Genomic DNA, 26,238 nt, shown 5'->3' with positions numbered 1-26,238 from the left:
CCGCGCTGAACCCGGAATGGGCGGGGCGCCTCCACAGGGGGACTGCCTTGACTTCGACCTTGCGTCCGATCTCCGGACCCGATGAGCTGGACCTGTTCAACCGCCTGCCGTACGTGCTCAACGACGAGATCGCCGCCGACCTGGCCGCCGGCCGCCGCCGTCCGGAATGGTTGTGGCTCGCCCTGCGTGGTGATCGCGTGGTGGCTCGGGCCGGATGGTGGTCGAGGGCCGGTGACCAGCACCCGTTGTTGATGGACATCTTCGACATAGACGGCGATGTGGACGACGGCGTGCGATTGTTGACGACCGCGCTGGCCGCCGTGGTGCCCTCCGGCGCGACGCCTCCGGAGTACGGCCGGTTCCTTCCGCCGGACTGGCGTGACCACCGGCGCACGCGGCAGCCGGTCGAGGACCGGATGGAGGCGCTGCACCGGGTCGGAGCGAAGCTCTTCGTCGAACGGCTGCGGCTGGAATGGCGTCGGGGCACACCGATTCCCGCACCCGGCGGGCGGCTCGCCTTCCGGCCGGTGCGCGACCCGGACGAGCTCATCGCCCTCATGACGCTCGTGCTGGACGGCACGCTCGACGCACACGGGCGCGACGACCTGACCCGGATGACCGCCGAGCAGGCCGCGCGGGAGCAGTACCGGCAGGAGCTCGCTCGCTACGCCAGCCCTCACGAGTGGTGGCGGATCGCGACGCTGCCGGACGGGGAGCCGGTCGGTTTCGTGATCCCCGCGCACAACGGCTACAACCCGATCATCGCGTACGTCGGCGTGGTGCCGGCGCACCGCGGTCGTGGCTACATCCACGACGTGCTCGCCGCGGGTACGAGCCTGCTCGCCGCGCAGGGCGTGCCGCGGATCCGGGCGGCGACCGACGTCGGCAACGTGCCGATGGCCGCGGCCTTCGCGAGGGCCGGCTACAGCACGTTCGAGCGCCAGATCGAGATGATCTGGCAATGACGGCCACCCGCCGGACCTGATCGAACTCAGGCCCGGCGGATGGCGCCCGCCCGCCGGGCGGACGGCTCCGACGTCACCGCTCCGGTGCGCCGCTCAATGTCGGGGCCGGGTCGGGCAGGGGCGGCAACGGCAGCGGCAGGGCGGGCAGCCCGTCCAGACTGGCCGCGATGAACTCCTTCTTCTCGAAGTAGGAGTTCAGCGACGCATCGTCCTCCCGCGCGAACCGCTGCCCGTGCAGCTCACGATCCCCGTCGTAGGTCATCAGCGGGACGGCGTACCCGCAGCTATCGCGGATCATCTCCGCGCGGACCACGATGATGGTGCGGACCCCGTGCGACGACTTGTCGATCTCCGGGAAGGAGGAGACGTACTGCGTCCAGCGTGGATCGTCGCGGAAGATCGGTTCGCCGCGGCCGTGGATGCGGATGATGGTGGGTGGTCCCTGGAAGGAGCACCACATCAGCGTGATGCGGCCGTTCTCGCGCAGGTGCGCGATGGTCTCCGCGTTGCTGCCGGCACAGTCGAGGTAGGCGACGGTCAGCTCGTCGATGACGGCGAACGATCCGGTGAGCCCCTTCGGCGACAGGTTGACCGTGCCCGCCCCGTCCAGCGGTGCCGTCGCGGTGAAGAAGATCGGTTGTGCCTCGATGAAGGTCCTTAGCCGTCCTGAGATCCGCTCATACGTTTTCCCCATGGCCTGCATTCTGTCAGCCGGCGACCGGCATCGATGGCGTCCACAGCCCGCAGTGGTGCTCGGCCGCCAGGTCGACGCCGCCGGGTGCGCCGGTCGCCAGGCTCCGCACGTACGGTGTGGCGGCTCCGGATCGCAGCCGTGGCCAGCCGGTCTCGCCGGCGGTGGCGAACCGGGACCAGGCGTCGATCATCTGCTCGGCCAGGGCCGGCTGCGGCGGTGGCGGGGACGCGTACGCCTCGACCGATACCGCGCCGCCACCTGGTCGGCCCGGTCGCCGAAGGCGGCGTTCAGCGGGAACGGCGCCGCCCGCCACCCTCGACGGGTGACGGGCGGTTCAGCGCACGCGAGTCCTAGAACTTCGGCGCGTCCGGCGCCTCGAGCAGGCCCAGCCGCAGCGCCGTCATCAGCGCCTGGGCCCGGTTCGCCGCGCCCAGCTTCTCGTACAGCTTGGAGATGTGGGTCTTCGCCGTGGACTCCGACACGAAGAGCTGCTTGGCGATGCCCGCGACGCTCATGCCGTCGGCGAGCAGGCGCAGGACCTGGCCCTCGCGGGGCGAGAGCTGGGGCCCGGACGGGGCGAGCCGCCGCTTCATGGCCTCGGCGAGGTCGGCCGCCGTGAACGCGCTCGGTGCCGAGGCGGCGTGCCGTGCCGCCGCCACCACCTCGTCGGCGGGGGCGGTCTTGGGCACGAAGGCGCTGGCTCCCGCCTCGAGGGCACCGAAGAGCTGGTCGTCGCCCGCGTACATGGTGAGGACGACGATGCCCATGTTGGCGTTGTTCTTGCGCAGGGCACGGGTCGCCTCGAGACCGCTGCCGTCGGGCAGGCGCAGATCCATGATCACCACGTCGGGCTGGAGCGCGCCGGCCTGGCGGACGGCCTCGGCGGCCGTGGCTGCCTCACCGACCACCTCGAACTGGCGGTCCCGCTCGAACGCGTGCCGCAGCCCCTTACGGATCAGGTCGTGATCGTCGACGAGGAGCACCTTGGTGCGGGTCGTCGGCATCGGACTGGTCGACATGCTCGGGTTACTCCCCTTCTGGTGCGGAAACGCTATCCCGCACGCTATCGCGCCGAGCCGAGGTTCCGAGCACTACCGCAACGGTTGTCCCGCTGGGGTGTCGTGGTCTGATCTCCAGCCGGCCTCGGATACGTTCCGCCCTCTCGGCCATGATCGCAAGGCCGTACCGCCCGTCCGGGCGGTCGTCGGCGAAGCCCTTGCCGTCGTCGGAGACCTCGATCTCCGCGTACGGCGGGTCGACCGTGCAGGTGACCCACAGGTTGGACGCGCCGGCGTGTTTACGGGCGTTGGTGATCGCCTCCTGGGCGATCCGCAGCAGTTCCGCCTCGGTGGCGGCGGGCAGCCGCGCGGTGGACTCGTCGAACGTGAAGTGCACCCGCAGGCCCGCGGACGTGCCCAGGGTGCGGGCATACTCGGCGATCGCCGCCGCGAGCCCGCCGTTGCGGTCCACCTCGGAGCGCAGCTCGAAGAGGCTCAGCCGCAGCTCCGTGATGACCCGGGTGACCTCGCCGCGCAGGGTACGCAGTTCCTCGGCGGTCTCGTCGGCGCCCTCGGGCAGGGTCGCCTGCGCGTTGTCGATGCCGTACCCGACCATGACGAGCTCCTGCGCGACACCGTCGTGGATCTCGCGGGCGAGGCGCTGACGCTCCTCATTGGTCGCCAGTGAGCGGACCTCGTCGAACAGCAGCGCGGCCTCCAGCCGCAGGGCGGCCGGGCCGGTCACCTCGGTCACCCTCGCGATCACCGCCGACGGGTACGCGCTGGGCACGTCCGCCTCGAGGATCACGAGCCCGATCGTGCGTACGCCGGCGACCAGCGGCACGACCAGCGACGACGCCTCTCCGCCCTGGTGCGAGCGGGCCTGCGAGCGCGACGCGGTCTGCGGCTGCTGGCTCGCCCACGCGTCGGCGATCGCCGAGTCGGCGTCGAGGGTGACCTCCCAGTCGACGCGTTCCGCGCCGGTCTGGGCGAGCACGACCAGCCGCCCGCCGCCGCTGGCCGACAGCACCGCGGCCCGGTGACCCGGCGCGACCACGCGCAGTTCCTCGAGCAGATGCTCGGAGATGCCGCCCGGGTCGAGGGTCGCGCCGGGCAGCGATCGGGCGACGCTGCGGAGCTGGGTCAGCAGGCGGGTGGCCTCCGCGTACGGCTGCGGCTTGTTCTCGGCCGGCGCCATGAGCTGCCGCATGGTGTCGGCGGCGAAGGTGACGATCGCACCGAGCACCAGCCACTGGCCGCCGGCGGCCAGATAGCCCGGCTGGGTGATGATCGATTCGCTGTACTGGACGATCACCCCGCCGATCACCATCGCGACGGCCGCGACGCCGAGCAGCGCCGCCCCCTCGGTCGGACGCCGGCGCAGCGCCGCGGTCAGCAGCGGCACGGCCAGGTACGGCAGGACCGCCTCGGCGCCGAACCCGGCGTCGACCGTCCCGGAGACGTTCGCGGCCGCGGCGACCGACCCGGCGGCCAGCCCGGTGATCGCCACCTCGGCGACCCGCCCCAGCGGCGCGGCGATCCGGTGATGCGGCAGAAAGAACGCCGGCAGCGCCGCAACCAGCAGCAACGCGATCCAGCGCAACTGCCCCGCGTCCTGCGTGGCGATCAGAGTGAGCGCCGAGACGAGCGCGAGCATGACGAGGCGAGCGGCCACGGCAAGCGGGTGGACGCGCACGAGAGCGCTGGCTGAGGCGGGCACGTGACGGATCGTAGCCGCACCGTCGGGAATCGGCCCATCGCCCGATGCGGCCGCGCCGTCCCGGCGCCGCCCCGGCAACGGCGTCGGGGAGCGAGCGGAGAGGGCGTGAGTCGCATTCCACCGGGCACGCGGTAGCCTGCCTGCCATGGCGGACACCTCGACGCAGTCCATCCAGGTCCAGGCGCCCCTCGACCAGGTCGCCGCGGTCATCTGCGATTTTCCCCGCTATCCCGAGTGGGCCGACGCGATGAAGCGGGTGGAGGTCCTCGAGGAGTACGACGACGGCTACGCGGCCCAGGTCCGGTTCGTCATCGACGCCGGACCGCTTTCCGACGACTACACGCTCGAGTATGCGTACGCCGACGATCTGTCGCGCATCGAGTGGCACCTCGTGACACCGTCGAAGATGCAGAAGATGTTGAACGGTTCGTACGACCTGGTCGACGCCGGCGGCGGCACGACCGAGGTGACGTACTCGCTCGAAGTGGAACTCAACATCGGCATGCTCGGCATGTTCAAACGCAAGGCCGAGAAGATGATCATGGACACGGCACTGAAGGAGTTGAAGCGCCGCGTCGAAGGCCAGAAGGCGTAGGACGGCGCGACGGCACGACAGCGACGGCGGCCGGGCGGCGGCACGACAGCGACGGCGGCCGGTCGGCGGCATACAGCAGGGGGCAGTGCGATGACAGGGACGACCGGGACGGCACGCCAGGAGGCCGAGCGGCTCGTCGCCGCCCTGCTCGCCAGGGCCACGCAGGGCGGCCGCGACGGCCTGGGAGACCTGCTCGGCTCGGCGGTGGGTCAGTTCCTTTCCGGTACGGGCACACCGCAGCACAGAAGCAGCACCGGCTGGGCCACCGGCACTGCCGAGTGCTGCGTCTGCCCGATCTGCCGGGCCATAGCCGCCCTCCGCGACCCGACCCCCGAGACCGCCGAGCGCCTGGCCGCGGGCGCCGGCGATCTCGCCACCGGCCTGGCCACCCTGATGCGAGGCTTCTCCGCCGTCGTCGGCGCCGCCGGAACTCCCCACCCCGAACCCACCTCCCACCAGACCCCGAACCCGGATCAGGCCTGGTCCGCCGCGACACGCGCCGGGAACGAGCCGGTCGCGCCGCCGGTCGACGAGAACGCCGACCCGTGGGCCGCGGCCACCCGCAGCCCGGCCGAGACCCGGCAGGAAGCCAAGGCGCGTCCCCGGGCGCGGCCCTCCAGAAAGGCCGCGTCCGCGTCGAGGCAGACGTCCGCCGCTGCTTCTGAGGACGCCGTCGCCCGTACGGAGAAGAATGCGGGACCCGACCCCTGGGCCGCAGCGACAAGAAACGCCGCAGCGGAATACGGGGAATCGCGGCGGGAAAGCGCCGTGGCGGGATCCGACGGCGTAGATCATGATGTGTCGGACCAGGCCAGGACGTCCACCGGCGACGTGTGACGCAACAACGTGTCGGCACGACAGCGTGTGACACAACAGAGGGGACGGCATGACGCTGACCATCGGAGTCGACGTCGGCGGCACGAAGGTGGCCGGCGGGGTGGTGGACGACCAGGGTGTCGTGATCGCGCAGACGCGCCGCGAGACTCCGGCGGACGACCCGGCCGGCACGCGGGACACGATCGTGGCGGTCGCCGCCGAGCTGGCGGCGCAGTATCCGGCGGCGAAGGCGGTCGGGATCGGTGCCGCCGCGTGGATCGACGCCGCCGGTGCGACGGTGCTCTTCGCGCCGAACCTGGCCTGGCGGGACGAGCCGGTGCGCGACTATGTGGCGAAGGCCGTGGGCCTGCCGACCGTGCTGGAGAACGACGCCAACGTCGCCGCCTGGGCCGAGTTCCGGTTCGGCGCCGCCCGGCACGCCGACGACTCGATGGTGATGATCACCGTCGGTACGGGCATCGGCGGCGGCATCGTGCTCAACGGCGCGCTGTGGCGCGGTGCCAACGGGATCGCCGGCGAGCTCGGCCACATCCAGTCGGTGAACGGCGGGCATCCGTGCGGCTGTGGGCGGCTGGGCTGCCTGGAGCAGTACGCGAGCGGCAACGCCCTGGTCCGCTTCGCCCAGGCCGGTGCCCGGCAGGAGCCCGAGCGCGCCGGGACGCTGCTGGAGCTGGCCGGCGGTGACCCGCTGGCGATCAGCGGACGGATGATCACCGAGGCGGCGCAGCGCGGCGACGGGGTGGCCCGCGACGCCTTCGCGCAGATCGGCTACTGGCTGGGTGTGGCGATGGCCGACCTGGCGCAGACGTTCGACCCGCAGGTGCTGGTGGTCGGCGGCGGCGTCATCGACGCGGGGGAGCTGCTGATGGGGCCGACGGTGCGGACCTATCGGGAGCAACTGGCCCAGCGGGGACGGTTCCCGGTCGCGGAGATCAGGGCCGCGGAGACCGGCAACACCGCCGGGGTACTCGGCGCGGCCGACCTGGCCCGCCGGATCTGAGGGAGACGACGTGTCCGGCGTACCGCTGCGGGTGCTCAGCTACAACGTGCACGGTCTGCGTGACGACCGGGCGGCGCTGACCGAACTGGTCCGTGAGCTCGCCCCGGACGTCGTCGTCGTGCAGGAGGCGCCGCGCCGGTGGCGCTGGCGGCACAAGTGCGCGGCCCTCGCCGACGACTTCGGCATGGTGGTCGCGGCCGGCGGGCTGCCCTCGCTGGGCAACCTGCTGCTGGTCAGCCTCCGGGTACGGGTGCACGAGACCTGGTGTCTGCGCTATCCGCTGACCCCGGGCCGACACCTGCGCGGCGCGGCCTTCGCGCGCTGCTCGGTGCGCGACGGACGGTTCACCGTCTCCGGTTCGCACCTCGCCACGGATCCGGCCGAGCGCCCCGACCAGGCGGCGTGCTGGAAGCAGGCTCTGTCCGCCGTGGAGGGTCCGCTGATCGCGGGCGGCGATCTCAACGAGGGGCCGGGCGGGGGAGCGTGGCGTACGGTCGCCGACGGCCTGGTGGACACCGGCGCCCGGGGCGGCGCGGCCCTGACCTTCCCGGCGACCCTGCCGCGGCAGCGGCTGGACGGGCTCTTCGTCTCGCCGGACATCGAGGTGGTTCGCTACGAGGTGGTCGACTCCGACGCCGCGCGCCGGGCCAGCGACCATCTGCCGGTGCTGGCCGACCTCACGCTGCCTCCCGATTGACCCTTCCGGGGGTGCCGGGGTTCTGCGAGGATTCCCCGATGCACGACACCCCGGACATCGCCGACCGGCACGACGCGGTCTGCGTGATCGGTGCGGGCGGCAGCGGCCTCGCCGCGATCAAGAACCTGCGGGAGCAGGGCTTCTCCGTCGACTGTTACGAGCGGGAGGCGTCCGTCGGCGGGGCCTGGAACTGGCGCCACGACCGCAGCCCGGTCTCCGCGGGCACCCACCTGATCTCGTCGCGGCCGCTGACCGAGTTCCCCGACTTTCCGATGCCGGACGACTGGCCGGACTATCCGCATCACAGCGCGTTCCTGTCCTACCTCGAGCGCTACGCGGAGCATTTCGCCCTGCGCGACAGCATCTGGTTCGGCACCGAGGTGGTCGCGGTGACCCCGGTAGGCGACGGCCGTTGGGACGTGACGACCCGTGGCACCGGCGGCGGCGCCGAGCGGGTGCAGCGCTATGCCGCCGTCGTGGTCGCCAACGGGCACAACTGGTCGCCGAAGCCGTTCGGTGTGGATTCGTCCGGCTTCCGGGGAGAGGTCATGCCCGCCTCGGCGTACAAAGATCCCGCGCAGTTGCGCGGCCGGAGGGTGCTGGTCGTGGGCGGCGGCAACACCGGCTGCGACATCGCGGTCGACGCGGCCCAGCATGCCGAGGCGGTGTGGCACTCGACCCGCCGGGGTTACTGGTACGCCCCCAAGTATGTCTTCGGCCGCCCCGCCGATCAGGTCGGCGCCCGTCTGCAATCGCTGCGCCTGCCGCTGTGGCTGCGGCAATGGATCTACCAGCGCATGGTGCTGCTCACCGTCGGCGACGTCACCCGCTTCGGTCTGCCGGCGCCCGACCACCGGCCGTACGAGAGCCATCCGGTGGTCAACAGCCAGCTCGTCTACTACGTCGGCCACGGCCGGATCACCCCGGTGCCGGACGTCGTGCGGCTCGAGGGTGCCACGGTGACGTTCGCCGACGGCCGGCGCGCCGAGCCCGACCTCGTCGTCACCGCCACCGGCTATCTGCCGCGGTTCGATTTCCTCGCGCGAGAGGCGCTGGACATCGACGAGGACGGCAAGCCCGACCTGCACCTGCACGCGTTCGCCCGGCGCCATCCGACCCTGGCGGTGGTCGGGCTGGTCCAGTCCGACCACGGCCTGCTGCCGCTGGCCCACTGGCAGAGCGTGGCCGTCGCCCGCTGGTTGCGGCTGCGCCGCGAGGACCCGGAGCGGGCCGCGGCGGTGCAGCGCAAGGAGTCGGCGCGGCCGCTGCGCTCGTGGACCCGGCCGCGGGTCGTCCCGTCGTCGCGGCACTGGTTCGAGGTGAGCGCGGTCAGCTACCTGCGTGCCGTCGGGGAGCTGCTCGAGCGCCTGGAGAAGGCATGATCCTGCGGTTCGAGGACTGGACCGATCCGGTGCCGCCGGCGCGCCGGGAGGTCCTCAGCGCCCTGCCGCATCCGGACGAGGGGCACCCGCCGCTGCTGTTCGTGCCGAGCCTCGGGCACGGCGCGTGGGCGTTCCGCGAGCACTGGCTCGGCCACGCCGCGTCGCGCGGATTCGCCGCGTACGCGCTGAGCCCGCGCGAGAACGGGACGCTGCGCGCGTACGTGCACGACGTGGTGCAGGCCGCCGCCGGGCTGCCGCGCCAGGCCGTGCTGATCGGCCACGGCACCGGCGCGCGGATCGTCGCGCACGCGCTGGCGCGCTACCCCGCCCGGGCCGCGGTCCTCGCCGCGCCGGTGCTGCAGGGCTGGCCGGTGCTCGGCGCGGCGCTGCGGACCAACCCGCTCGGCACCCTGCCGGCGCTCTTCGGCGGCGGCCTGAGGCTCCGCGCCCGGCAGCTCTTCAGCGCGGGGTTCGCCGGCGCTGACGCGTACGCCGCGCGGCTTGCCCCGACGCCCGCCGGTGTCTGCCGGTCCCTGCTGACGGGGCCCGCGCCGGCCCGGCCGGCGGGTGCGTCCCCGGTGCTCGTGGTGGGCAGCCCCGACGACCGGATCGTCACCCACGGGGCGCTGGACCGGGCCGCGGCCCGCCACGGCGGTGCGCCGCTGCTGTTCCCCGGGATGGGGCACGACCTGATGCTGGACGCCGGCTGGCAGGAGCCGATCGACGCGGTCCTGGACTGGCTGGTGAAGGAACTCTCGCCCTGAGACCCTTTACCCCGGCGATACCAGTTCATCCGGTACTGTCGGCGGCCATGGTCAGTCCGGTCACCTCCGAGCGCCCGCAATCCGCCGAGGAGGCGCAGGCGCCCGTCCCGTCGCGATGGCGTCGCGCACGCTCGCACCTGCCCGCGGCGGGGGCCTACCTCGGGCTCGCGCTGATCGTCATGGGCGGCTACCTGGCCGACCCGGCCGGACGGGTGTCGGGGCACCTGGCCAGCGACAACACGTGGTTCCAGTGGTTGCTCTCGCACGGGGCGTACTCGGTGCGGCACCTGAGCAACCCGCTGTTCTCGCACCAGCAGAACGCCCCCGACGGCGTGAACATGATCGCGAACACCTCGGTGCTGGGCGTCACGCTGCCGATGGCGCCGGTGACCATGCTCTTCGGGCCGCGTATCGCGTACCTCGTCTGGATGCTCGGTGCCCTCGCCGGCACGGCCTTCAGCATGTACTGGGTGCTGCAGCGCCACCTGGTCAAGTCGAGGGTGGCGGCGTTCATCGGCGGTGCCTTCGCCGGCTTCGCCCCCGGCATCGTGCACCACGCGAACGGGCAGCCGAACTTCGTCTCCAACTTCCTGCTGCCGCTGATCGTGGCCCGGGTGGCCCGCCTCGGCCTGGACGGCCGGTGGCGCCGCGACGGGGTGATCCTCGGCCTGCTGGTCACCTACCAGCTCTTCCTCAACGAGGAACTGCTGCTCATCACGGCGGTCGGCTGCCTGTTCCTGACCCTCGGATACGCGGTGCTGTGCCGCGCCGAGGCGCGCCGGCGGGTGGCGGACTTCGCCCGGGCGCTGGGGCTCACCGCGGTCGTGGCGGGTGTGCTGTGCGCGTACCCGATCTGGTTCCAGTTCAACGGGCCGGGGTCGTTCTCGGCGCTGCCGTTGTTCGTCGACTGGGGCGAGGACCCGCTGGCGTACCTGACCTTCGCGCGGGACACCATCGCCGGCACCAAGGCGTCCGAGCTGACCGTCGGACGCACCGAGCAGAACAGTTGGTTCGGCCCGCCGCTGGTGGTGATGCTGCTCGTGCTCTCCGTCGTGCTGTGGAGCCGGTCGGTGCCCGCCCGGCTGGCGGTCGTGACCGGCATCGCCGGTGGGCTGCTCTCCCTCGGCCCGGCGCTGCGCTTCGCCGGCATCCTCACCGAGATCCCCGGCCCGTTCGCCGCGATGCCGGAGCACATGCCGGTGCTCGGCCTGCTCATGCCGAGCCGCCTGACCTTCGTGGTGATCGCCGCGACGGCGGTGCTGCTCGCCCTGGGCTGGGAGCATCTGCGGTGGCAGGCGGGCAGGGTGCCGGTCGCCCGCGTGCTCATCGCCCTGGCGGTGCTGCCGCTGGTGCCCAAGCCGATCCCGGCCCGGCCGGACTGGCCGACGCCGGAGTTCATCAGCTCGGGCGCCTGGCGCCCGTACGTGAAACCCGGCCAGACGCTCGTCCCGGTGCCGCTGCCGAGCGACTGGGCCGGGCGGGAGACGCTGAGCTGGAGCGCGGAGGCGCAGCACGAGTTCGCGGTGCCGGAGGGCTACTTCCTCGGGCCGGATCCGGCGGGGATCGGCAAGATGGGTCCGGCACAGGGTAGCTGGTTCACCCACTTCGTCCTCAAGGTCCGCAAGGAGGGGGTGGCTCCCCAGCTCACCGACGCCGAGCGGGAGACCGTCCGGGCCGAGGTGCGGCGGTGGAACGGCGGGGTGCTGGTGATGCGGGCCGACGCCCGGCATGAGCAGATGCGCGCCCTGGTGGAGCAGGTCTACGGGCCCGCCCGCCAGGACCGGGACGTCTGGGTCTGGGTTCCCTGATCCTCGCTCAGCGGCGCAGCCGCGCCGCGACCCGGCCGGTGCGGTCCAGCGAGGTGAGGTAGGCCCGGGCCCACGTCACGATGTCGTGGCTACTCAGATGCGCCCGCATGGCGGCCATCCGGCGTTCCAGATCCGCCGGGTCGGCCTCCATCGCGCGCAGCAGCGTCTCCTTGAGCCCGTCGACGTCGTGCGGATTGACGAGGAATGCGTCCGGGAGCTCCGCGGCGCAACCGGTGAACTCGCTGAGCACCAGCGCGCCGGAGGCGTCCGCGCGGGCGGCCACGTACTCCTTGGCGACCAGGTTCATGCCGTCGCGCAGCGGGGTCACCACCATCACGTCCGCGGTCTGGTAGAGCGCGGCCAGCTCGGCACGGTCGAACGGCTGGTTGAGGTAGTGGATGGCGGGCTCGCCGACGCGGCCGTACTCGCCGTTGATCCGTCCGACCTCGCCCTCGATCCGGTCGCGCAGCACCCGGTAGTTCTCCACCCGCTCCCGGCTCGGCACCGTGACCTGCACCATCACCGTGTCGCGGACTTTCACCCGGCCGTCGTGCAGCAGCTCGCTGTACGCCGTCAGCCGGTGCTCGATCCCCTTGGTGTAGTCGAGGCGGTCCACGCTCAGCAGCACCCGCCGCGGGCGGCCGAGGTCGGCGCGCAACTGCTGCGCCCGGTCGCGGACGTCGGGGCGGGCGGCCAGCGCCTGCATCTCGGCCACGTCGATCGAGACGGGGAAGGCGCCGGTCCGCACCGTACGGCCGTCGAGGGTGATCTGGTCGTTGGCGGTGACCCGCGCGCCGAGCAGCTTCACCGCGAGCTGGGCCACGTTGTGCGCCGCCTGCGGGCGCTGGAAGCCGACGAGGTCCGCGCCGAGCATCCCGCGCAGCAGCTCGTTGCGGCGGGGGAGTTGCATGAACAGCTCCGGCGGCGGGAACGGCACGTGCAGGAAGAAGCCGATCAGCACGTCCGGCCGCAGCCGCCGCAGCAGGTCCGGGACGAGCTGCAGGTGGTAGTCCTGCACCCAGAGCACGCCGCCGGGCTCGACGACCTCGGCGGCGTGCTCGGCGAAGCGCCGGTTGACGTCCCGGTAGGTCTCCCACCAGCCGCGGTGGAAGATGGGCTGCTCGACGGCGTCGTGGTAGAGCGGCCACAGCGTCGAGTTGGCGAAGCCCTCGTAGTAGCCGCGCAGCTCCTGCTCTGACAGCGCCATCGGTCGCAGGCGCAGGCTGCCGATGTCCGGCAGTGTGGGCGCGGTGCCGACCCCGCCCGCCCATCCCACCCACGTGGCCGGGGTCTGCTGCAGGATCGCGTGCAGGGCGCTGGCGAGGCCGCCGGGGCTGCGTCGCCACTCGCAGGCCCCGTCCGGCGCGGCGCTGTCGTCGAGGGGGAGGCGGTTGGCGACGACCACGAGCGAGCTCTGGCGCATTCACGAGAGGTTAGTGGATGACTACCGAGAGATACAACGTCGATGATCTATGCCGGGCGGCGGCGAGGCGTCAGACGACCGCCCCGTCGTCGAACTCGTCATCGTCGTCGCCGGAGCGCAGCCGCCACACCAGGGTCACCGCGCCCGCGACGATCGCCGAGAAGCCGATCAGCGTGACGAGGTTGCGGTCGACCGGGAGCAGCCACGGGAACAGGAACAGCACGAACCCGAGCACCACGCCCGCCACGCCGGCGATCGCGTACTTGGAGATGTGCGGCAGTGGCGGCGGAGGCGGCGGCACGTAGCGCTCGTCGTCGTCCTCGCCGCCCGGGCCGGTGCCGAAGGTGTCCAGCCCGTCCAGCAGCGTGGGCTCGTCGATGCGGTCCGTGCGGCGCCGGTTGAGCTGGATGCCCGCGACGTCGGTGGCCGAGGTGAGCTTGTCGCCGGGCTCGGCCGGCGGCTCCGGGGCCCGGGCGCGGTCGATGCCCTCGGCGGCCGGCCACGGCGGGGCGGCCGGGTCGACGGCGGTGTGGAATCCGGCGACGATCTGCGCCCAGGCGGCGTCGACCTCCTGCTGGTCGCCCTTCGGGCGCTCCTTCGGCGATGCCGCCGGCGAGGTGGTGCCGGCGTCGCCGGTCAGCTTGTGCAGGTGCTCGCGGGCGGTGTCGAGGTGGGTGCGGTCGACGTAGAGCCGGTCGGTGGGCCGGGCCGGGAGCGTCGTGGCCCGCAGGATCGGGTTGAGATCGGCGGAGGGCTGCAGATAGGCGGCGATGCCACCGGCCGCCAGCACGTCGAGCAGATGCTCGCCGACGCGTGGATCCACGTCGCCCGCGGCCGCGTAATCGGCCGCGTCGAGCCCGTTGTCCCGCCGCCCGCGACGGGCACCACCCGCAGACACCCCTGCACACTCCTCGCCCCGCGCCGCTCGCGCGTGCCTTGAATGGTGACACGACAGGTGCCGCTTGCGGGAGTGCGTTGTGGCGTGCCGCTCCCGCTTCGTACGCTTTCCCCTGCCTCATGACCGCGGCGTGCGGGAAAGGACCTAAGTGTTCTACTGGCTGCTGAAGTACGTGGTTCTCGGACCTGTCCTGAAATGCCTTTTCCGCCCCGATGTGACGGGGCTCGAGCATGTGCCGGCGACCGGTCCGGTGATCCTGGCCTGCAACCACCTGTCGTTCTCCGACTCGATCTTCACACCCCTGATCGTGAAGAGGAAGGTGACATTCGTCGCCAAAGCGGAGTACTTCACGGGTAAGGGGATCAAGGGCTGGCTGATGCGACAGTTCTTCGTCGGCACGGGGACGATCCCGGTCGACCGTTCGGGAGGCAAGGCGGCCCGCGCGGCCCTCGACACCCAGTTGCGGGTGCTTCTCGCAGGCTCCATCGCCGGCATCTACCCGGAGGGCACCCGCTCGCCCGACGGCCGGCTCTACCGCGGCAAGACCGGCGTGGCCCGCCTCGCGCTGGAGAGCGGCGCGCCGGTGGTGCCGGTCGCGCTGCTGAACACCGACGAGATCCAGCCGACCGGCAAGCTCATCCCGAAGATCAAGCGGGTCCGGCTGCGCTTCGGCGCCCCGCTCGACTTCTGCCGGTACTCGGGCTCGGTCGGCGACCGCTTCGTCGAGCGTGCGGTGACCGACGAGATCATGTACGAGCTGATGACGCTGACGGGCCGCGAGTACGTCGATGTCTACGCCGCCTCCCTGAAGACCTCGGTCGAGGCGCCCCGCCCCGCCGCCGGTGCGTTTGAGCCCCTCGAGGACCGGGCACGGTGATCGGGTCAGAGCGAGGAGGTTCGACATGCCGGCACGTGAGGACATGCCCAGCACGCTGAAGCGGTCACCCAGGAAGGCACAGGACACCTACGCCAAGGCCCACGACTCGGCCGTCGACCAGTACGGCGAGGGCGAGCGTGCCCACCGCACGGCGTTCTCCGCGGTGAAACACTCGTTCGAGAAGGTGGGCGACCACTGGGAGCCGAAGGCGAACAAGGGTCCCAGCGACGCCAAGGCCGCCGGAAGCCGCGGCACGAAGGCCCAGACGAAGGGCGGCGTCGACGCCAACGCCAGCAAGGAGCATCTGCTCGACGTCGCGAAGCGGCTGGAGATCCGCGGCCGCTCCCGGATGACCAAGTCCGACCTGGTCGACGCCATCCAGAAGGCCAACAAGCGCAGCGACCGCAAGGCACGCGCCAAGTAACGCCTCAGATCCGGCGCCCGGCCGAGCGTCCCCAGGCGAGGTAGGCGATCGGGCCCAGCGGCTGCACGAGGAGCCCGGCCCACCAGAGCGCCTTCGGGCCGCGGACCTCGGCCGACGGGCGCCGGATCAGGTCGGCGACGGCCAGCGCCGTGAGAACGATCTCGGCCGGGGCGACGATCAGGGTGCCGGCCTTCTGCCAGCGGGGAAGGTCGCTCCAGTGCGGGTTCGCCATGCTCGTCACCTCCGCGTCGAGGGCCACCCTATCGTCACCGCGGTGGCCGGCCCCCGTCTTCCATGGCCTTCCAGCGGGCGAGATTGTGCCGGGCGTCCACCAGCGCGTCGTGCCGGCCCTCGGCGCTCGGCAGGGGAGGGTTGCCCACGTCGTCCCAGCGCTGGCGCAGATCCTTGGTGAAGCGCGGTATCTCCCGCGGCAGGGCCGGCATCGCACCCCAGAGCTGGGCGAGCGCCACGTGGTCGTACGCGGCGTACCACGCCCACAACTCGATCTGCTCGTCCCGGCCCTGGATCGGCTCGGTGAGGAACGCGTACAGGTCGTCGCGGATGCGTTCCCGGGAGCGCCAGGCGGGGTCCGCCGGGGACGGCAGCTTGTCCAGCACGTTGCGGCGTACCCAGGGCACCGCCCGGGAGTCGTCGAACTGGGTGGAGACCGCGTAGAACGTGCGGCCGTACTCGTCGACGACGCCGATCGACACGAGGTCGACCGTGCGGCCGTCCTCGATGAATTCGCAGTCGTAAAAATAGCGGTAGACCATCGCGGCCCATCCTCGCCTACCGCGGATCGGCCTCGGCGACCAGGGCGGCCTGCGCCCGGCGCAGCACCTCCCGGTTGCCGTCGCCCTCGCCGGTGACGAGCCGCCGGGCCGCCCAGTCCGCCTGGACCGCCCAGCGGAAGCGCAGCATCACCGGCAGCGCGGCGTGCAGCTCGCCCTCGTCGACCGGGCTCGCCGCGAGATAGCCGTCGAGCAGCTCCGCCGCGGTGTCCGGGCCGCCCGCGTAGACCACGGCGGCCGCCACGTCGTAGAGCAGCGGGCCGGTGCCGCTCGCGCCGCAGTCGAGCAGGCCGGCCCGGCCCGTCGCCGGATCGACGAGGAAGATCTCCGGGGCCGGATCGCCGTGCAGCACCCCGTACGTGAGCCGGTCCGTGACCGAGAGCCGGGTCATGGCGGTGACCGCGCCGGCGACCGCCTCCCGCAGCCAGGGCTCCACGGCCAGATGCGGGGCGCCGGCGTCGAGCAGATTCCAGCGGCGCAGGCCCGGATGGTGGAACGTCTGCAGGGTGCGGTGCACGGCGCCCAGCCGGTCGCCCCAGAACTGCTGGTCGATCGGGTCCCGGCCGTCGAGGGTGCGGCCCGGCGCCCGGCGCAGCACGGCCATCGCGCCGTACGGGGTGTCGGCCGTCAGGCCCCCGGCCAGGGTCCGCACCGGCTCGCCGGCCTCGATGCCGGTGCTGCGCAGATGCTCGGCGGCGGCGAGCCCCGCCTCCACCGGCTGGCGGGCGGCCGGCTCGGCGAGGCGGGCGACGAAGCGCTCGCCGCCCGCCGTCACGTCCCAGCCGTGCGACAGCAGGCCCCCGGGCAGCGCCGAGATCTCGGCGGGCACGAGGTGCCACTGCTCCCGCAGCGTGGATCGAAGGAGGTCGTGATCCGGCACGGCCGCGATTATGTCGGCACACTAAGTAGTGGCGACGGACACCGTGGGTGGTTTGGGTGCGGGTTCGCCGGGTGGTCGGTACCGACCTCGATGCATTTGTTACCCCTCGCGATTGGGGCTATACAGCGAGCGACATACGCGAAATGATCGAAAGGCAGGCGCTGGAGGTATCAAATGGCGTTGATGGCGCTCTTCATGCTAAGAGTGATCGTTCACGTCCAGGGAGCGACGTCCGGCATGGCCGGCGATGGTCCCGACCGGGGGAAGGACTGACCGTGGATCATCGGCTGCCGGAGCCGGGTGACGCGCTCACGGGCGTGGAGATGTTCGCCGGGCTGGAGCCCGACGTGCGCCAGCGGGTGATCGCCGCCGCCGTGCCCCGAACGTACCGCAAGGGCCAGATCCTGTTCGTCGAGCACGATCCGGGCGATTCGCTGATCGTGCTGCGTCGGGGCGCGATCGCGGTGTTCCGCACCGCACCCACGGGTGAACGGGCCGTCCTGCACGTGGTGCGCCCGCCCGATGTGCTGGGCGAGGTCTCGCTGCTCGACGCGTCCACCCGCTCGGCCAGCGCCGAAGCGATCGAGGACAGCCAGGCGCTGGCGCTGTCCCGGGTGGCGTTCATGGACCTGGTGCATTCCAACCCGCGCATCCTCGACGCGGTGATGCGCTCGGTCGGCGGCCTGATCCGGCGCCTCACCGAGCAGAACGCCGACCACGTCTTCCTCGACCTGCCCGGCCGGGTGGCCAAGACGTTGGTCCGGCTCGCCGGCGACAGCCAGGCGCCGATGATCACGATCGAGCTCAACCAGAGCCAGCTCGCCGAGATGGCCGGCGGGTCCCGGCAGAGCGTCAACCAGGCCATCGGCTCGTTCGCGACCCGCGGCTGGCTGCGCACCGAGGGCCGGCGGATCGTGGTCACCGACGTCTCGGCGCTGCGTCGCCGGGCCGGCATGGCCGAAAGGTAGAACCGGCTCGTTTCGCCGTCGGGGCCGCGGGAAGTCTCGGAGGAAATCCGACGGAGGGAGCCCCATGGCCGAGCACACCGAGCAGGAGAAGCGCGACAAGCTCAAGGAACTCGTGAAGGACGCGCGGATCGGGATGCTCACCACGATGACCGCGGACGGCCGCCACGTCAGCCGGCCGATGGCGCTGCAGGACGTCGAGTTCGACGGCGACCTCTGGTTCTTCGCGTACGCCGACTCCGACCTCGTCGCGCAGATCCGGTCCTACCCTCAGGTGAACGTCTCGTTCAGCGACGCGAAGCAGCACGCGTGGACCTCGGTGTCCGGCGTCGCCGTGCAGACCGACGACCGGGCGAAGGCGGAGGAGTTGTGGAGCCCACCGCTGAAGGCGTGGTTCCCGGACGGGCTGGAGACGCCCCACCTCACGCTGGTGAAGGTGCACGCCGAGAGCGCCGAGTATTGGGAGGCCGCGCACAGCTCGCGGGTCGTCACCCTGCTCGGATACGTGAAGGCGGCGGTCACCGGGAAGACCCCGGACGCGGGGGAGCACGAAACCGTCCGTTTGTAGCGGGGCGGTGATGGTCCGGGGTGGGAGCGGCGACTACAGTGCGCATGCGGCCCGCCCCCGGACCCGGCAGCGAAGCCGGACGACCGAATCTCCCCGGGTGCCGGGCATCTCTCGCAAACCCGATAAGGGAGGACGAGTCATCATGCGTATCGGCGTGCTCACCGGCGGCGGCGACTGCCCCGGTCTCAACGCCGTGATCCGGGCGGTGGTGCGCAAGGGCGTCGCCGTCTACGGTCACGAGTTCGTAGGCTTCCGGGACGGCTGGAAGGGCCCGCTGGAGGGCCTGACGAAGCCGCTCGGCATCGCCGAGGTCCGCGGCATCCTGCCCCGCGGCGGCACCATCCTGGGTTCCTCCCGGACCAACCCGTTCAAGATCGACGGCGGCGTCGAGAAGATCAAGGCCAACCTGGTCGAGCAGGGCGTCGAAGCGCTCGTGGCCATCGGCGGCGAGGACACCCTCGGCGTGGCCACCAAGCTCACCGACCTCGGCGTCAAGGTCGTCGGCGTGCCGAAGACCATCGACAACGACCTGAACGCGACCGACTACACGTTCGGCTTCGACACCGCGGTCAACATCGCGATGGAGGCGATCGACCGGCTGCACACCACCGCCGAGTCGCACCACCGCACGCTCGTCGTCGAGGTCATGGGTCGGCACGCCGGCTGGATCGCGCTGCACGCCGGCCTCGCCGGCGGCGCGAACGTCATCCTGCTGCCCGAGCGCCACTTCGACGTGGACCAGGTCGCGACCTACGTGACCAAGCGTTTCCAGGTCGAGTACGCCCCCATCGTGGTGGTCGCCGAGGGCGCCCAGCCGCTCGAGGGCCAGATGGTCCTGCACAACCAGGAGAAGGACTCGTTCGGCCACGTCCGCCTCGGCGGCATCGGCCAGTGGCTCGCCGAGCAGCTCGAGGAGAAGACCGGCAAGGAGGCCCGCACGGTCGTCCTCGGCCACATCCAGCGCGGCGGCACCCCGACGGCGTTCGACCGGGTCCTCGCGACCCGCTTCGGCCTGCAGGCCATCGACGCCGTGCACGAGGGCGACTTCGGCAAGATGATGGCGCTGCGCGGCACCGACATCGTCCGGGTGCCGCTCGCCGAGGGCACCGGCGAGCTCAAGACCGTGCCGATCTCGCGGTACGACGAGGCCGAAGTCTTCTTCGGTAGCTGAGTCCGATCCATCAGGGGCGGGCGGGCGACGCCCGCCCCTTCCGGCTTCCACGGAGGACGTATGACCGTCGTCGCGGTGCTCGGCGCCGGCAAGATCGGTGAGCTGGTGCTGTCCGGCCTGCTCCGCGCCGGCTGGCCGGCGGACAAGCTGCTCGTCACCACCCGCCGCTCCACCCGGGGCGAGGAGCTGCACGAGCGCTACGGCATCAGGGCGGTCGACAACGCGACCGCGGTGGCCGAGGCGGACGTGCTGGCAATCGCCGTCAAGCCGCAGGACGCGGGCGCGCTGCTCGCCGAGATCGGCGCGACGGTCCCGGCCGGCAAGCTAATCGTCTCGCTCTGTGCCGGCCTGCCGACCAGCTTCTTCGCCGCCCGGCTGCCCGAGGGCACCCCGGTGGTCCGGGTCATGACCAACACCCCGGCCCTGGTGGACGAGGCGATGACGGCGATCTCGGCCGGTCCGCACGCCACCGGTGACCATCTGGCGGTGGCCGAGGAGATGTTCAAGCCGCTCGGCGCCACCATCCGGGTGCCGGAGTCGCAGCAGGACGCGGTCACAGCCCTCTCGGGCTCCGGCCCGGCGTACTTCTACCTGCTGGTGGAGGCGATGGTCGACGCCGGCATCCTGCTCGGCCTGCCGCGCCAGGTCGCCCACGACCTGATCGTGCAGACCGCGATCGGGTCGGCGGTCATGCTGCGCGACTCGGGCGAGCACCCGGTCAAGCTGCGCGAGGCGGTGACGTCGCCGGCGGGCACGACGATCTCGGCGATCCGCGAGCTGGAGAACCACGGGGTCCGGGCCGCCCTGTTGGCCGCCCTCGAGGCGGCCCGGGACCGGGCGCGGGAGATCGCGGCGCAGAGCGCCTGACAACCGGCTTCGATGTGCTCCGCATCCCAGGGGGCGCCCGTGGATCGATACGGGGCCTTCGCCGGATGCCGGCCGACTCCTAAGATGATCTTGTAACTCCCCTCCGGCCACTGGCCGCAGCGAAGCCGATCCTGTGTTCGCCGACTTCGAGACCGGCACCGGCGGCTGGGCCGGCTACCAGACGAAGAGTCGCGTGTGGGCGGTCGAGGAGTGGGCGACGACGAGTCCCGGCCGGTCGCTCAAGGCAACGTCGACCTCGGCGCCGCACCGGCCCTCCTGTCCTGGACCGGCCGCACGGACCTGACGGGGCGCGACGCTGTCGGCGGCGGTCCGCACCGCCCCGTGGGGGTGATCACCGCGCGGGTACGAGCGCCAAGCTGTACGTGCGTACCGGATCGGCGTTGACCTGGCACGACGGTGGCAGTACCGCGGTCGTGCCGCACGGTACGGTGCTCTCCGTCGACCTGACGAAGGTGCCGGGGCGAAACGATGTCCGCGAGATCGGGGTGCGCTTCGAGCCCGCCGCGGGAGCGCACCGCGGCTCGGCCGTCCACATCGACGACGTGGAGTTGATCTAGCCCTAGTACCAGATCGCGATGCGGGCGCCGTTGGCCTCCTCGGGCGGGTTGGGGTGGCTCAGCGCCGTGCCGGTCGCCATCCGGTGGGCGCTCCACGCCACCGCGGCGGCGTCGAGGATGTCGTCCGGCGGCGCCTGCCCGGCCGGTCCGAGCTGGTCGGGAAGCACGATCCCGTGCCGGGCGAGCAGTTCACGCCGGCGGGCCTGACCGGTCCAGGTCTTCTTCGCGTACGCGAGCGGCTCGCCCGCCATCTCCCGGAACGACACCTCGGGGTGCGCCTCGAAGAGTAGGCCGGGGTGCCGTTCCCAGATCGCGTTGGCCTCGAGCAGCTTGGGCCGCATCGCCCAGGACTGGCGGCTGAGTCCGGCGCCGGTGAGCTCGCGGCAGAGCCGGTTGGCGGCCGCGAAGTCGGTCTCCTGCCACACCGCGCGGGGCGGGACGCGGAACACGCTGCTGCGCCGCGGGCCGAGGTGGTCGGCGGCCACGGTGTCGGCGGCGCGCCAGCGGTCGGGGAGCATGCCGAGCGGGATGTCGACGCCGATGACGGCGGCGCCGGAGCTGCCCGCGACGATCTCGTAGAGGGTGGACGCCAGCATCGCCCGGCCGAAGTGTCCGTCGCGCAGCTCGACGCCGACCCAGCCCAGGGCGTACGCGTCGACGCCGATCACGTGGAGACTCATCGGCGGCTCAGCGGGGGAGCAGTTTCTCGATGGTGGCGACCAGGCGCTCGTCCTCCGGCTCGGTGCCCGGATCGAAGCGAGCCGCGACCGTGCCGTCGGGTGCGACCACGAACTTCTCGAAGTTCCACTGGATGGCTTCCCCCTCGCCGACCAGCTCTCCGTAGAGCGGGTGCCGGTCGGGCCCGTTGACGTCGACCTTCCGCGTGAGGGGGAAGGTGACGCCGTAGTTGACCGAGCAGAACTGCTGGATGTCCTCGGCCGTGCCGGGTTCCTGGCCGGCGAACTGGTTGGAGGGCACGCCCAGGATCACCAGGCCGCGGTCCCGGTACTTTTGCCACAGCTTCTCCAGCCCGGCGTACTGCGGGGTGAGCCCGCACCGGGAGGCGACGTTGACCACGAGGACGACATTGCCGCGATACTGCCGCAGATCGGCGGATCCGCCGGTGAGTGCGTCGATGTCGACGTCGAAGATGGTCATGACGGCAGACTACGCGTAGTGCCTGTGTGAGTGCACGCTGTGGCACTCACTCTCGAAAAGTTAAGCGGTCCGTCAAACCTGTGTGACTTTCTTGACTGATGTTCATAGATGTGACTACCGTCTCTTCAACTTCCATTTGGAAAGTTTCCTAAAAGTTTGGGGAGGCGTAGTGAAGAAGACTCTCCGCCGCGCGCTGTGGGCCGGGGCGGTCGTGGCCGTGGCCTCCGCCACGCTGCCCGCGATCCAGGCGTCCGCGGCCGCGGCCTGTGCTCCCGCATGGAGCGCCTCGTCGGTCTACACCAAGGACATGACGGCTTCGCAGTCCGGCCACAACTACACCGCGAAGTGGTGGACCCAGAACGAGGCTCCGGCCACGCACAGCGGGCAGTGGGACGTCTGGGCCGACGCCGGTCCCTGCGGCGGCGGCACTCCGCCGACCACCCCGCCCACCACGCCGCCCACCACGCCGCCCACGACTCCGCCGACGACGCCGCCCACGACCCCGCCGACCAGCCCGGGTGCGAGCAAGTACCTCGTCGGCTACTTCGCGCAGTGGGGCGTCTACGGCCGCAACTACCACGTCAAGAACATCGTCACGAGCGGCTCGGCGGCCAAGCTCACCCACATCCTGTACGCCTTCGGCAACACCACCGGCGGCCAGTGCACCATCGGCGACTCGTATGCCGACTACGACCGGGCGTACACCGCGGCGGAGAGCGTCGACGGCGTCGCCGACACCTGGGACAACGGCGCCCTGCGCGGCTCGTTCAACCAGTTGCGCAAGCTGAAGAAGCAGTATCCGAACATCAAGGTGATCTGGTCCTTCGGCGGCTGGACCTGGTCCGGCGGCTTCACCCAGGCCGCCGCGAATCCGACCGGCTTCGCGAACTCCTGTTACAACCTCGTGAAGGACTCGCGCTGGGCCGACGTCTTCGACGGCATCGACATCGACTGGGAGTACCCCAACGCCTGCGGCCTGACCTGCGACGCCAGCGGGGCGGATGCGTACGACCGGGTGATCTCCGCGCTGCGGACCAGGTTCGGCAACTCCTTCCTGATCACCTCAGCGATCTCGGCCGACGGCTCCAACGGCGGCAAGCTGGACGTGGCCGACTACGCCTCCGGCATCGCGAAGCTGAACATGGTCTACCCCATGACCTACGACTACTTCGGTGCGTTCAACCCGCAGGGTCCGACCGCTCCGCACTCGCCGCTGACCTCCTACCCGGGCATCCCGCAGCAGGGGTTCTGGTCCGACGCGGCGATCCAGAAGCTCAAGAGCAAGGGCGTGCCGGCGAACAAGATGCTGCTCGGCATCGGCTTCTACGGCCGCGGGTGGACCGGCGTCACGCAGAGCGGACCGGGCGGCACGGCCACCGGCGCGGCGCCGGGCACCTACGAGGCGGGCATCGAGGACTACAAGGTGCTCAAGAACACCTGCCCGTCCATCGGCACCGTGGGCGGCACCGCCTACGCCAAGTGCGGCAGCAACTGGTGGGGCTACGACACCCCGGCCACCATCGGCGGCAAGATGACGTACGTGAAGAACCAGGGTCTCGGCGGCGCGTTCTTCTGGGAATTCTCCGGAGACACCGGCAACGGTGAGCTGATCAGCGCGATCAGGAACGGTCTCGGCTGAGACGCCGGCACACGGGACGCGGCGCCGGGGGGATCCTCCCGACGCCGCGTTCCCGCGCCTGGTTAGGCTGCTGACATGCGCCGAGAGTGGCATCAGCTCAGTCATCCCGGGGTCGGCGCGACGGCCCTGCAGACCTCCCGCCCCTCCACCGACTCCGCCGAGGACTCGGCGCTCGGCCTGGACCGATGGCGGGAGCTGCCGCGGGTGCAGATGCCGCCGTGGCCGGACCTCGGCGAGGTGGCGGAGGTCTGCAAGGTCCTCGACAACGTGCCGTCGATCGTGGCGCCCTACGAAGTGGACCAGCTCCGGCACAAGCTCGCGGAGGTCTGCGAGGGCCGCGCGTTCCTGCTGCAGGGCGGCGACTGCGCCGAGACCTTCGCCGACAACACCGAGAGCCACCTGCTCGCCAACGCCCGTACGCTGCTGCAGATGGCGGTCGTGCTGACGTACGGCGCCTCGATGCCGGTGGTGAAGGTCGCCCGGGTCGCCGGGCAGTACACCAAGCCCCGGTCGTCCCCGACCGACTCGCTGGGGCTGCCGGCGTACCGGGGCGACATGATCAACTCGCTGGAGGCCGACGAGGCCGCCCGGGTGGCCGACCCGCAGCGCATGATCCGGGCGTACGCGAACAGTGCCGCGGCGATGAACATGCTCCGCGCGTACCTGGCGGGTGGCCTCGCCGACCTGGCCGGACTGCACGACTGGAACAAGGACTTCGTCCGCGCGTCGCCCGCCGGGGAGCGCTACGAGGCCATCGCCCGCGAGATCGATCGCGCCCTCGACTTCATCCGCGCCTGCGGCATGACCGACGACGAGGCGCTGCGCACGGTCAGCCTGTACTGCTCCCACGAGGCGCTGGCGCTGGAGTACGACCGCGCGCTCACCCGCGTCTCGCAGGGCCGGGCGTACGGGCTCTCCGGCCACTTCCTGTGGATCGGCGAGCGCACCCGTCAGCTCGACCACGCGCACATCGACTTCGTCAGCCGCCTCGCCAACCCGATCGGCGTCAAGCTCGGGCCCACCACGTCTCCCGAGACCGCCATCGAGCTGTGCGAGAAGCTCAACCCGGAGAACATCCCCGGCCGGCTCACGCTGATCAGCCGGATGGGCAACGGCAAGGTCCGCGACGCGCTGCCGCCGATCGTGGACAAGGTGACCGCGGCGGGCGCCAAGGTCGTGTGGCAGTGCGACCCGATGCATGGCAACACGCACGAGTCCTCCAACGGCTACAAGACCCGCCACTTCGACCGGATCGTCGACGAGGTCCTCGGCTACTTCGAGGTGCACCGCGGCCTGCGCACCCACCCCGGCGGCATCCACGTCGAGCTGACCGGCGAGGACGTGACCGAGTGCCTGGGCGGGGCGCAGGGCATCGAGGACCTCGACCTGCCGGACCGCTACGAGACCGCCTGCGACCCCCGCCTCAACACCCAGCAGAGCCTCGAGCTGGCGTTCCTGGTGGCGGAGATGCTGCGTGGTTGACCTGGGCCAGGGCGCACCCGGCGGGCCGGTCCTGGCCGACCTGCGCTCGGACACCGTCACCCGGCCGACCGCCGCCATGCGCGAGGCCATGGCGACGGCCGAGGTCGGCGACGACGTCTTCGGCGACGACCCGAGCGTCAACGCGCTCGAGGCGCACGTGGCGGCCCTGTTCGGGCACGAGGCGGCGCTGTTCGCCCCGTCCGGCACGATGGCCAACCAGATTGCGCTCCAACTGCTCGTGCCGCGCGGCGAGGAGCTGCTGGCCGGGGCCGACGCGCACGTGGTCACGTACGAGCTGGGTGGCGCCGCCGCGCTGGGCGGCGTCTCCACCCGCACCTGGCCGTCGGTGGGCGCGGCGCTCGACGTCGAGGAGATCGCCGCCATGATCCGGCCGGCGGGCTACCCGTCGGTGCCGACCCGGGCGGTCGCGGTCGAGCAGACGCACAACCTCGGCGGCGGAGGCGTCACCGGCCTCGACACGCTGCGGGAGCTGCACAAGGCGACGTCCGCCGCCGGGGTGGCACTGCACTGCGACGGGGCCCGGATCTGGCACGCGCACGTCGCGGACGGGGTTCCCCTCGCCGCGTACGGTGAACTGTTCGACACCCTGGCGGTCTGCCTGTCGAAGGGCCTGGGCGCGCCGGTGGGATCGCTGGTCGTCGGCTCCGCGGAGCAGATCGCGCGGGCCCGGCCGCTGCGCAAGCGGATGGGCGGCGGCATGCGCCAGGCCGGCGTCCTCGCCGCCGCCGGGCGGCACGCCCTCGACCACCACGTCGACCGGCTCGCCGACGACCACGCCCGCGCCCGCCGGCTCGCGCAGGCCCTCGAGCCGCTCGGCGTCGTCGACGCGGCCGCCGTACGCACGAACCTCGTGCCGCTGGACCTGAGCCGCTCGCCGCTGGACGCGCCGTCGCTGGCCGCCGCGGCGGCCGAGCGCGGCGTGCTGATCGCGGCGATGCTGCCGCGCACGGCCCGGCTGGTCACCCATCTCGACCTGGACGACGACGCCGTCGACCGGGCGATCGACGTGCTGACCGCCCTCCTTCGCACCGGCTGA

General features: G+C 71.8%; 29 protein-coding genes. 18 read left to right on the top strand and 11 right to left on the bottom strand.

Translation table 11 applies throughout. The annotated features are described in order from the left end of the window. Positions 1 to 47 precede the first annotated feature (47 nt). Positions 48 to 965, top strand: a complete 918-nt coding sequence (locus EDD30_RS10115) for a GNAT family N-acetyltransferase (RefSeq protein WP_071808096.1) — start codon at positions 48 to 50, stop codon at positions 963 to 965. A gap of 73 nt (positions 966 to 1,038) precedes the next feature. Here EDD30_RS10115 and EDD30_RS10110 read toward each other — a convergent pair whose 3' ends face one another. From EDD30_RS10110 to EDD30_RS10100, 4 genes are all read right to left on the bottom strand, one after another. After that, positions 1,039 to 1,659, bottom strand: coding sequence for a pyridoxamine 5'-phosphate oxidase family protein (locus tag EDD30_RS10110; RefSeq protein ID WP_071808098.1), 621 nt, complete (start codon positions 1,657 to 1,659; stop codon positions 1,039 to 1,041). A gap of 13 nt (positions 1,660 to 1,672) precedes the next feature. Beyond that, positions 1,673 to 1,849, bottom strand: a complete 177-nt coding sequence (locus EDD30_RS38955) for a hypothetical protein (protein WP_170208266.1) — start codon at positions 1,847 to 1,849, stop codon at positions 1,673 to 1,675. Positions 1,850 to 2,009: 160 nt separating this feature from the next. Next, positions 2,010 to 2,678, bottom strand: a complete 669-nt coding sequence (locus EDD30_RS10105; protein WP_023359837.1) for a response regulator transcription factor — start codon at positions 2,676 to 2,678, stop codon at positions 2,010 to 2,012. A gap of 7 nt (positions 2,679 to 2,685) precedes the next feature. After that, the gene (locus tag EDD30_RS10100; protein WP_123678203.1) at positions 2,686 to 4,377 is read right to left on the bottom strand and encodes a sensor histidine kinase; all 1,692 of its coding nucleotides are present in this window, start codon (positions 4,375 to 4,377) and stop codon (positions 2,686 to 2,688) included. A gap of 145 nt (positions 4,378 to 4,522) precedes the next feature. On the opposite strand from EDD30_RS10100, the gene EDD30_RS10095 reads away from it, so the two are divergent. From EDD30_RS10095 to EDD30_RS10065, 7 genes are all read left to right on the top strand, one after another. Continuing rightward, positions 4,523 to 4,972, top strand: a complete 450-nt coding sequence (locus EDD30_RS10095; protein ID WP_071804271.1) for an SRPBCC family protein — start codon at positions 4,523 to 4,525, stop codon at positions 4,970 to 4,972. Between the two features lie 90 nt (positions 4,973 to 5,062). Then, positions 5,063 to 5,809, top strand: a complete 747-nt coding sequence (locus EDD30_RS10090) for a hypothetical protein (RefSeq protein WP_071804272.1) — start codon at positions 5,063 to 5,065, stop codon at positions 5,807 to 5,809. Positions 5,810 to 5,858: 49 nt separating this feature from the next. After that, positions 5,859 to 6,809, top strand: coding sequence for an ROK family glucokinase (locus EDD30_RS10085; protein WP_071804273.1), 951 nt, complete (start codon positions 5,859 to 5,861; stop codon positions 6,807 to 6,809). Between the two features lie 10 nt (positions 6,810 to 6,819). Beyond that, complete coding sequence (locus EDD30_RS10080; protein WP_071804274.1) at positions 6,820 to 7,506, top strand: endonuclease/exonuclease/phosphatase family protein; 687 nt, start codon at positions 6,820 to 6,822, stop codon at positions 7,504 to 7,506. Positions 7,507 to 7,544: 38 nt separating this feature from the next. Next, a complete protein-coding gene (locus tag EDD30_RS10075) occupies positions 7,545 to 8,888 on the top strand; it encodes a flavin-containing monooxygenase (RefSeq protein WP_071804275.1) in 1,344 nt (447 codons plus the stop codon). Beyond that, on the top strand, positions 8,885 to 9,652 hold the full coding sequence (locus tag EDD30_RS10070; protein WP_071804276.1) for an alpha/beta hydrolase: 768 nt from the start codon (positions 8,885 to 8,887) through the stop codon (positions 9,650 to 9,652). Before EDD30_RS10075 ends, EDD30_RS10070 begins: the two co-directional genes overlap by 4 nt. Positions 9,653 to 9,699: 47 nt before the next feature. Further along, the gene (locus EDD30_RS10065) at positions 9,700 to 11,460 is read left to right on the top strand and encodes a hypothetical protein (protein ID WP_071804277.1); all 1,761 of its coding nucleotides are present in this window, start codon (positions 9,700 to 9,702) and stop codon (positions 11,458 to 11,460) included. A 7-nt stretch (positions 11,461 to 11,467) separates the two neighbouring features. On the opposite strand, the gene EDD30_RS10060 is transcribed toward EDD30_RS10065, so the two are convergent. Then, positions 11,468 to 12,883, bottom strand: coding sequence for an alpha,alpha-trehalose-phosphate synthase (UDP-forming) (locus EDD30_RS10060; protein ID WP_071804278.1), 1,416 nt, complete (start codon positions 12,881 to 12,883; stop codon positions 11,468 to 11,470). A 70-nt stretch (positions 12,884 to 12,953) separates the two neighbouring features. Continuing rightward, the gene (locus tag EDD30_RS10055; protein WP_071804279.1) at positions 12,954 to 13,781 is read right to left on the bottom strand and encodes a DUF308 domain-containing protein; all 828 of its coding nucleotides are present in this window, start codon (positions 13,779 to 13,781) and stop codon (positions 12,954 to 12,956) included. Between the two features lie 148 nt (positions 13,782 to 13,929). On the opposite strand from EDD30_RS10055, the gene EDD30_RS10050 reads away from it, so the two are divergent. Then, complete coding sequence (locus tag EDD30_RS10050) at positions 13,930 to 14,658, top strand: lysophospholipid acyltransferase family protein (protein WP_071804280.1); 729 nt, start codon at positions 13,930 to 13,932, stop codon at positions 14,656 to 14,658. A 25-nt stretch (positions 14,659 to 14,683) separates the two neighbouring features. Beyond that, positions 14,684 to 15,082 carry a ChaB family protein gene (locus EDD30_RS10045; protein WP_071804281.1) on the top strand — a complete coding sequence of 133 codons (399 nt, stop codon included), beginning with the start codon at positions 14,684 to 14,686 and terminating at the stop codon, positions 15,080 to 15,082. Positions 15,083 to 15,086: 4 nt separating this feature from the next. On the opposite strand, the gene EDD30_RS10040 is transcribed toward EDD30_RS10045, so the two are convergent. From EDD30_RS10040 to EDD30_RS10030, 3 genes are read right to left on the bottom strand one after another with little or no spacing between them, the layout of a single operon-like run. Then, complete coding sequence (locus EDD30_RS10040; RefSeq protein WP_084556238.1) at positions 15,087 to 15,314, bottom strand: PLD nuclease N-terminal domain-containing protein; 228 nt, start codon at positions 15,312 to 15,314, stop codon at positions 15,087 to 15,089. Positions 15,315 to 15,348: 34 nt separating this feature from the next. Next, positions 15,349 to 15,855: a polyadenylate-specific 3'-exoribonuclease AS gene (locus tag EDD30_RS10035; RefSeq protein ID WP_071804283.1), complete on the bottom strand. Its 507-nt coding sequence runs from the start codon at positions 15,853 to 15,855 to the stop codon at positions 15,349 to 15,351. Positions 15,856 to 15,871: 16 nt separating this feature from the next. Next, positions 15,872 to 16,753: a phosphotransferase enzyme family protein gene (locus tag EDD30_RS10030; RefSeq protein WP_123678202.1), complete on the bottom strand. Its 882-nt coding sequence runs from the start codon at positions 16,751 to 16,753 to the stop codon at positions 15,872 to 15,874. Between the two features lie 275 nt (positions 16,754 to 17,028). On the opposite strand from EDD30_RS10030, the gene EDD30_RS10025 reads away from it, so the two are divergent. The 5 genes from EDD30_RS10025 to EDD30_RS41775 all read left to right on the top strand — a co-directional run bounded on the left by EDD30_RS10025 (position 17,029) and on the right by EDD30_RS41775 (position 20,902). Further along, positions 17,029 to 17,721, top strand: coding sequence for a Crp/Fnr family transcriptional regulator (locus EDD30_RS10025; protein ID WP_071806683.1), 693 nt, complete (start codon positions 17,029 to 17,031; stop codon positions 17,719 to 17,721). Positions 17,722 to 17,785: 64 nt separating this feature from the next. After that, the gene (locus tag EDD30_RS10020) at positions 17,786 to 18,286 is read left to right on the top strand and encodes a pyridoxamine 5'-phosphate oxidase family protein (RefSeq protein WP_071806684.1); all 501 of its coding nucleotides are present in this window, start codon (positions 17,786 to 17,788) and stop codon (positions 18,284 to 18,286) included. Between the two features lie 142 nt (positions 18,287 to 18,428). After that, positions 18,429 to 19,457, top strand: coding sequence for a 6-phosphofructokinase (locus EDD30_RS10015; protein WP_071806685.1), 1,029 nt, complete (start codon positions 18,429 to 18,431; stop codon positions 19,455 to 19,457). A 60-nt stretch (positions 19,458 to 19,517) separates the two neighbouring features. Next, entirely contained in the window at positions 19,518 to 20,324 is an 807-nt protein-coding gene (gene proC / locus EDD30_RS10010; protein ID WP_071806686.1) for a pyrroline-5-carboxylate reductase, read from the top strand. 110 nt (positions 20,325 to 20,434) lie between these two features. Next, a complete protein-coding gene (locus EDD30_RS41775) occupies positions 20,435 to 20,902 on the top strand; it encodes a hypothetical protein (RefSeq protein WP_342353761.1) in 468 nt (155 codons plus the stop codon). 2 nt (positions 20,903 to 20,904) lie between these two features. On the opposite strand, the gene EDD30_RS10000 is transcribed toward EDD30_RS41775, so the two are convergent. Together EDD30_RS10000 and EDD30_RS09995 are read right to left on the bottom strand one after the other, a co-directional pair. Further along, a complete protein-coding gene (locus EDD30_RS10000; RefSeq protein ID WP_071806687.1) occupies positions 20,905 to 21,582 on the bottom strand; it encodes a DUF429 domain-containing protein in 678 nt (225 codons plus the stop codon). Between the two features lie 7 nt (positions 21,583 to 21,589). Continuing rightward, positions 21,590 to 22,060, bottom strand: a complete 471-nt coding sequence (locus tag EDD30_RS09995) for a glutathione peroxidase (protein WP_071806688.1) — start codon at positions 22,058 to 22,060, stop codon at positions 21,590 to 21,592. 169 nt (positions 22,061 to 22,229) lie between these two features. Between EDD30_RS09995 and EDD30_RS09990 the strand changes: the two genes are divergently transcribed. From EDD30_RS09990 to EDD30_RS09980, 3 genes are all read left to right on the top strand, one after another. Continuing rightward, positions 22,230 to 23,699: a glycosyl hydrolase family 18 protein gene (locus EDD30_RS09990; RefSeq protein ID WP_071806689.1), complete on the top strand. Its 1,470-nt coding sequence runs from the start codon at positions 22,230 to 22,232 to the stop codon at positions 23,697 to 23,699. Positions 23,700 to 23,774: 75 nt separating this feature from the next. Then, on the top strand, positions 23,775 to 25,181 hold the full coding sequence (locus tag EDD30_RS09985) for a class II 3-deoxy-7-phosphoheptulonate synthase (RefSeq protein WP_071806690.1): 1,407 nt from the start codon (positions 23,775 to 23,777) through the stop codon (positions 25,179 to 25,181). A gap of 31 nt (positions 25,182 to 25,212) precedes the next feature. Beyond that, positions 25,213 to 26,238 (top strand): threonine aldolase family protein, encoded by a 1,026-nt coding sequence (locus tag EDD30_RS09980; protein WP_071806705.1) that lies wholly within the window; start codon positions 25,213 to 25,215, stop codon positions 26,236 to 26,238.

Source organism: Couchioplanes caeruleus, assembly GCF_003751945.1.
Taxonomy (GTDB): Bacteria; Actinomycetota; Actinomycetes; order Mycobacteriales; family Micromonosporaceae; genus Actinoplanes; species Actinoplanes caeruleus.
The sequence above is the reverse complement of the archived record's forward strand: the minus strand, read 5'-3'. Positions and strand labels throughout refer to the sequence as shown.

Excerpts from the sequence above, each read along its gene's own strand:
- EDD30_RS10110 (WP_071808098.1), bottom strand. The coding sequence starts at position 1,659 with ATGGGGAAAACGTATGAGCGGATCTCAGGACGGCTAAGGACCTTCATC.
- EDD30_RS38955 (WP_170208266.1), bottom strand. The coding sequence starts at position 1,849 with ATGATCGACGCCTGGTCCCGGTTCGCCACCGCCGGCGAGACCGGCTGG.
- EDD30_RS10105 (WP_023359837.1), bottom strand. The coding sequence starts at position 2,678 with ATGTCGACCAGTCCGATGCCGACGACCCGCACCAAGGTGCTCCTCGTC.
- EDD30_RS10095 (WP_071804271.1), top strand. The coding sequence starts at position 4,523 with ATGGCGGACACCTCGACGCAGTCCATCCAGGTCCAGGCGCCCCTCGAC.
- EDD30_RS10090 (WP_071804272.1), top strand. The coding sequence starts at position 5,063 with ATGACAGGGACGACCGGGACGGCACGCCAGGAGGCCGAGCGGCTCGTC.
- EDD30_RS10085 (WP_071804273.1), top strand. The coding sequence starts at position 5,859 with ATGACGCTGACCATCGGAGTCGACGTCGGCGGCACGAAGGTGGCCGGC.
- EDD30_RS10075 (WP_071804275.1), top strand. The coding sequence starts at position 7,545 with ATGCACGACACCCCGGACATCGCCGACCGGCACGACGCGGTCTGCGTG.
- EDD30_RS10070 (WP_071804276.1), top strand. The coding sequence starts at position 8,885 with ATGATCCTGCGGTTCGAGGACTGGACCGATCCGGTGCCGCCGGCGCGC.
- EDD30_RS10065 (WP_071804277.1), top strand. The coding sequence starts at position 9,700 with ATGGTCAGTCCGGTCACCTCCGAGCGCCCGCAATCCGCCGAGGAGGCG.
- EDD30_RS10060 (WP_071804278.1), bottom strand. The coding sequence starts at position 12,883 with ATGCGCCAGAGCTCGCTCGTGGTCGTCGCCAACCGCCTCCCCCTCGAC.
- EDD30_RS10045 (WP_071804281.1), top strand. The coding sequence starts at position 14,684 with ATGCCGGCACGTGAGGACATGCCCAGCACGCTGAAGCGGTCACCCAGG.
- EDD30_RS10040 (WP_084556238.1), bottom strand. The coding sequence starts at position 15,314 with ATGGCGAACCCGCACTGGAGCGACCTTCCCCGCTGGCAGAAGGCCGGC.
- EDD30_RS10035 (WP_071804283.1), bottom strand. The coding sequence starts at position 15,855 with ATGGTCTACCGCTATTTTTACGACTGCGAATTCATCGAGGACGGCCGC.
- EDD30_RS10020 (WP_071806684.1), top strand. The coding sequence starts at position 17,786 with ATGGCCGAGCACACCGAGCAGGAGAAGCGCGACAAGCTCAAGGAACTC.
- EDD30_RS10015 (WP_071806685.1), top strand. The coding sequence starts at position 18,429 with ATGCGTATCGGCGTGCTCACCGGCGGCGGCGACTGCCCCGGTCTCAAC.
- proC (WP_071806686.1), top strand. The coding sequence starts at position 19,518 with ATGACCGTCGTCGCGGTGCTCGGCGCCGGCAAGATCGGTGAGCTGGTG.
- EDD30_RS10000 (WP_071806687.1), bottom strand. The coding sequence starts at position 21,582 with ATGAGTCTCCACGTGATCGGCGTCGACGCGTACGCCCTGGGCTGGGTC.
- EDD30_RS09995 (WP_071806688.1), bottom strand. The coding sequence starts at position 22,060 with ATGACCATCTTCGACGTCGACATCGACGCACTCACCGGCGGATCCGCC.
- EDD30_RS09985 (WP_071806690.1), top strand. The coding sequence starts at position 23,775 with ATGCGCCGAGAGTGGCATCAGCTCAGTCATCCCGGGGTCGGCGCGACG.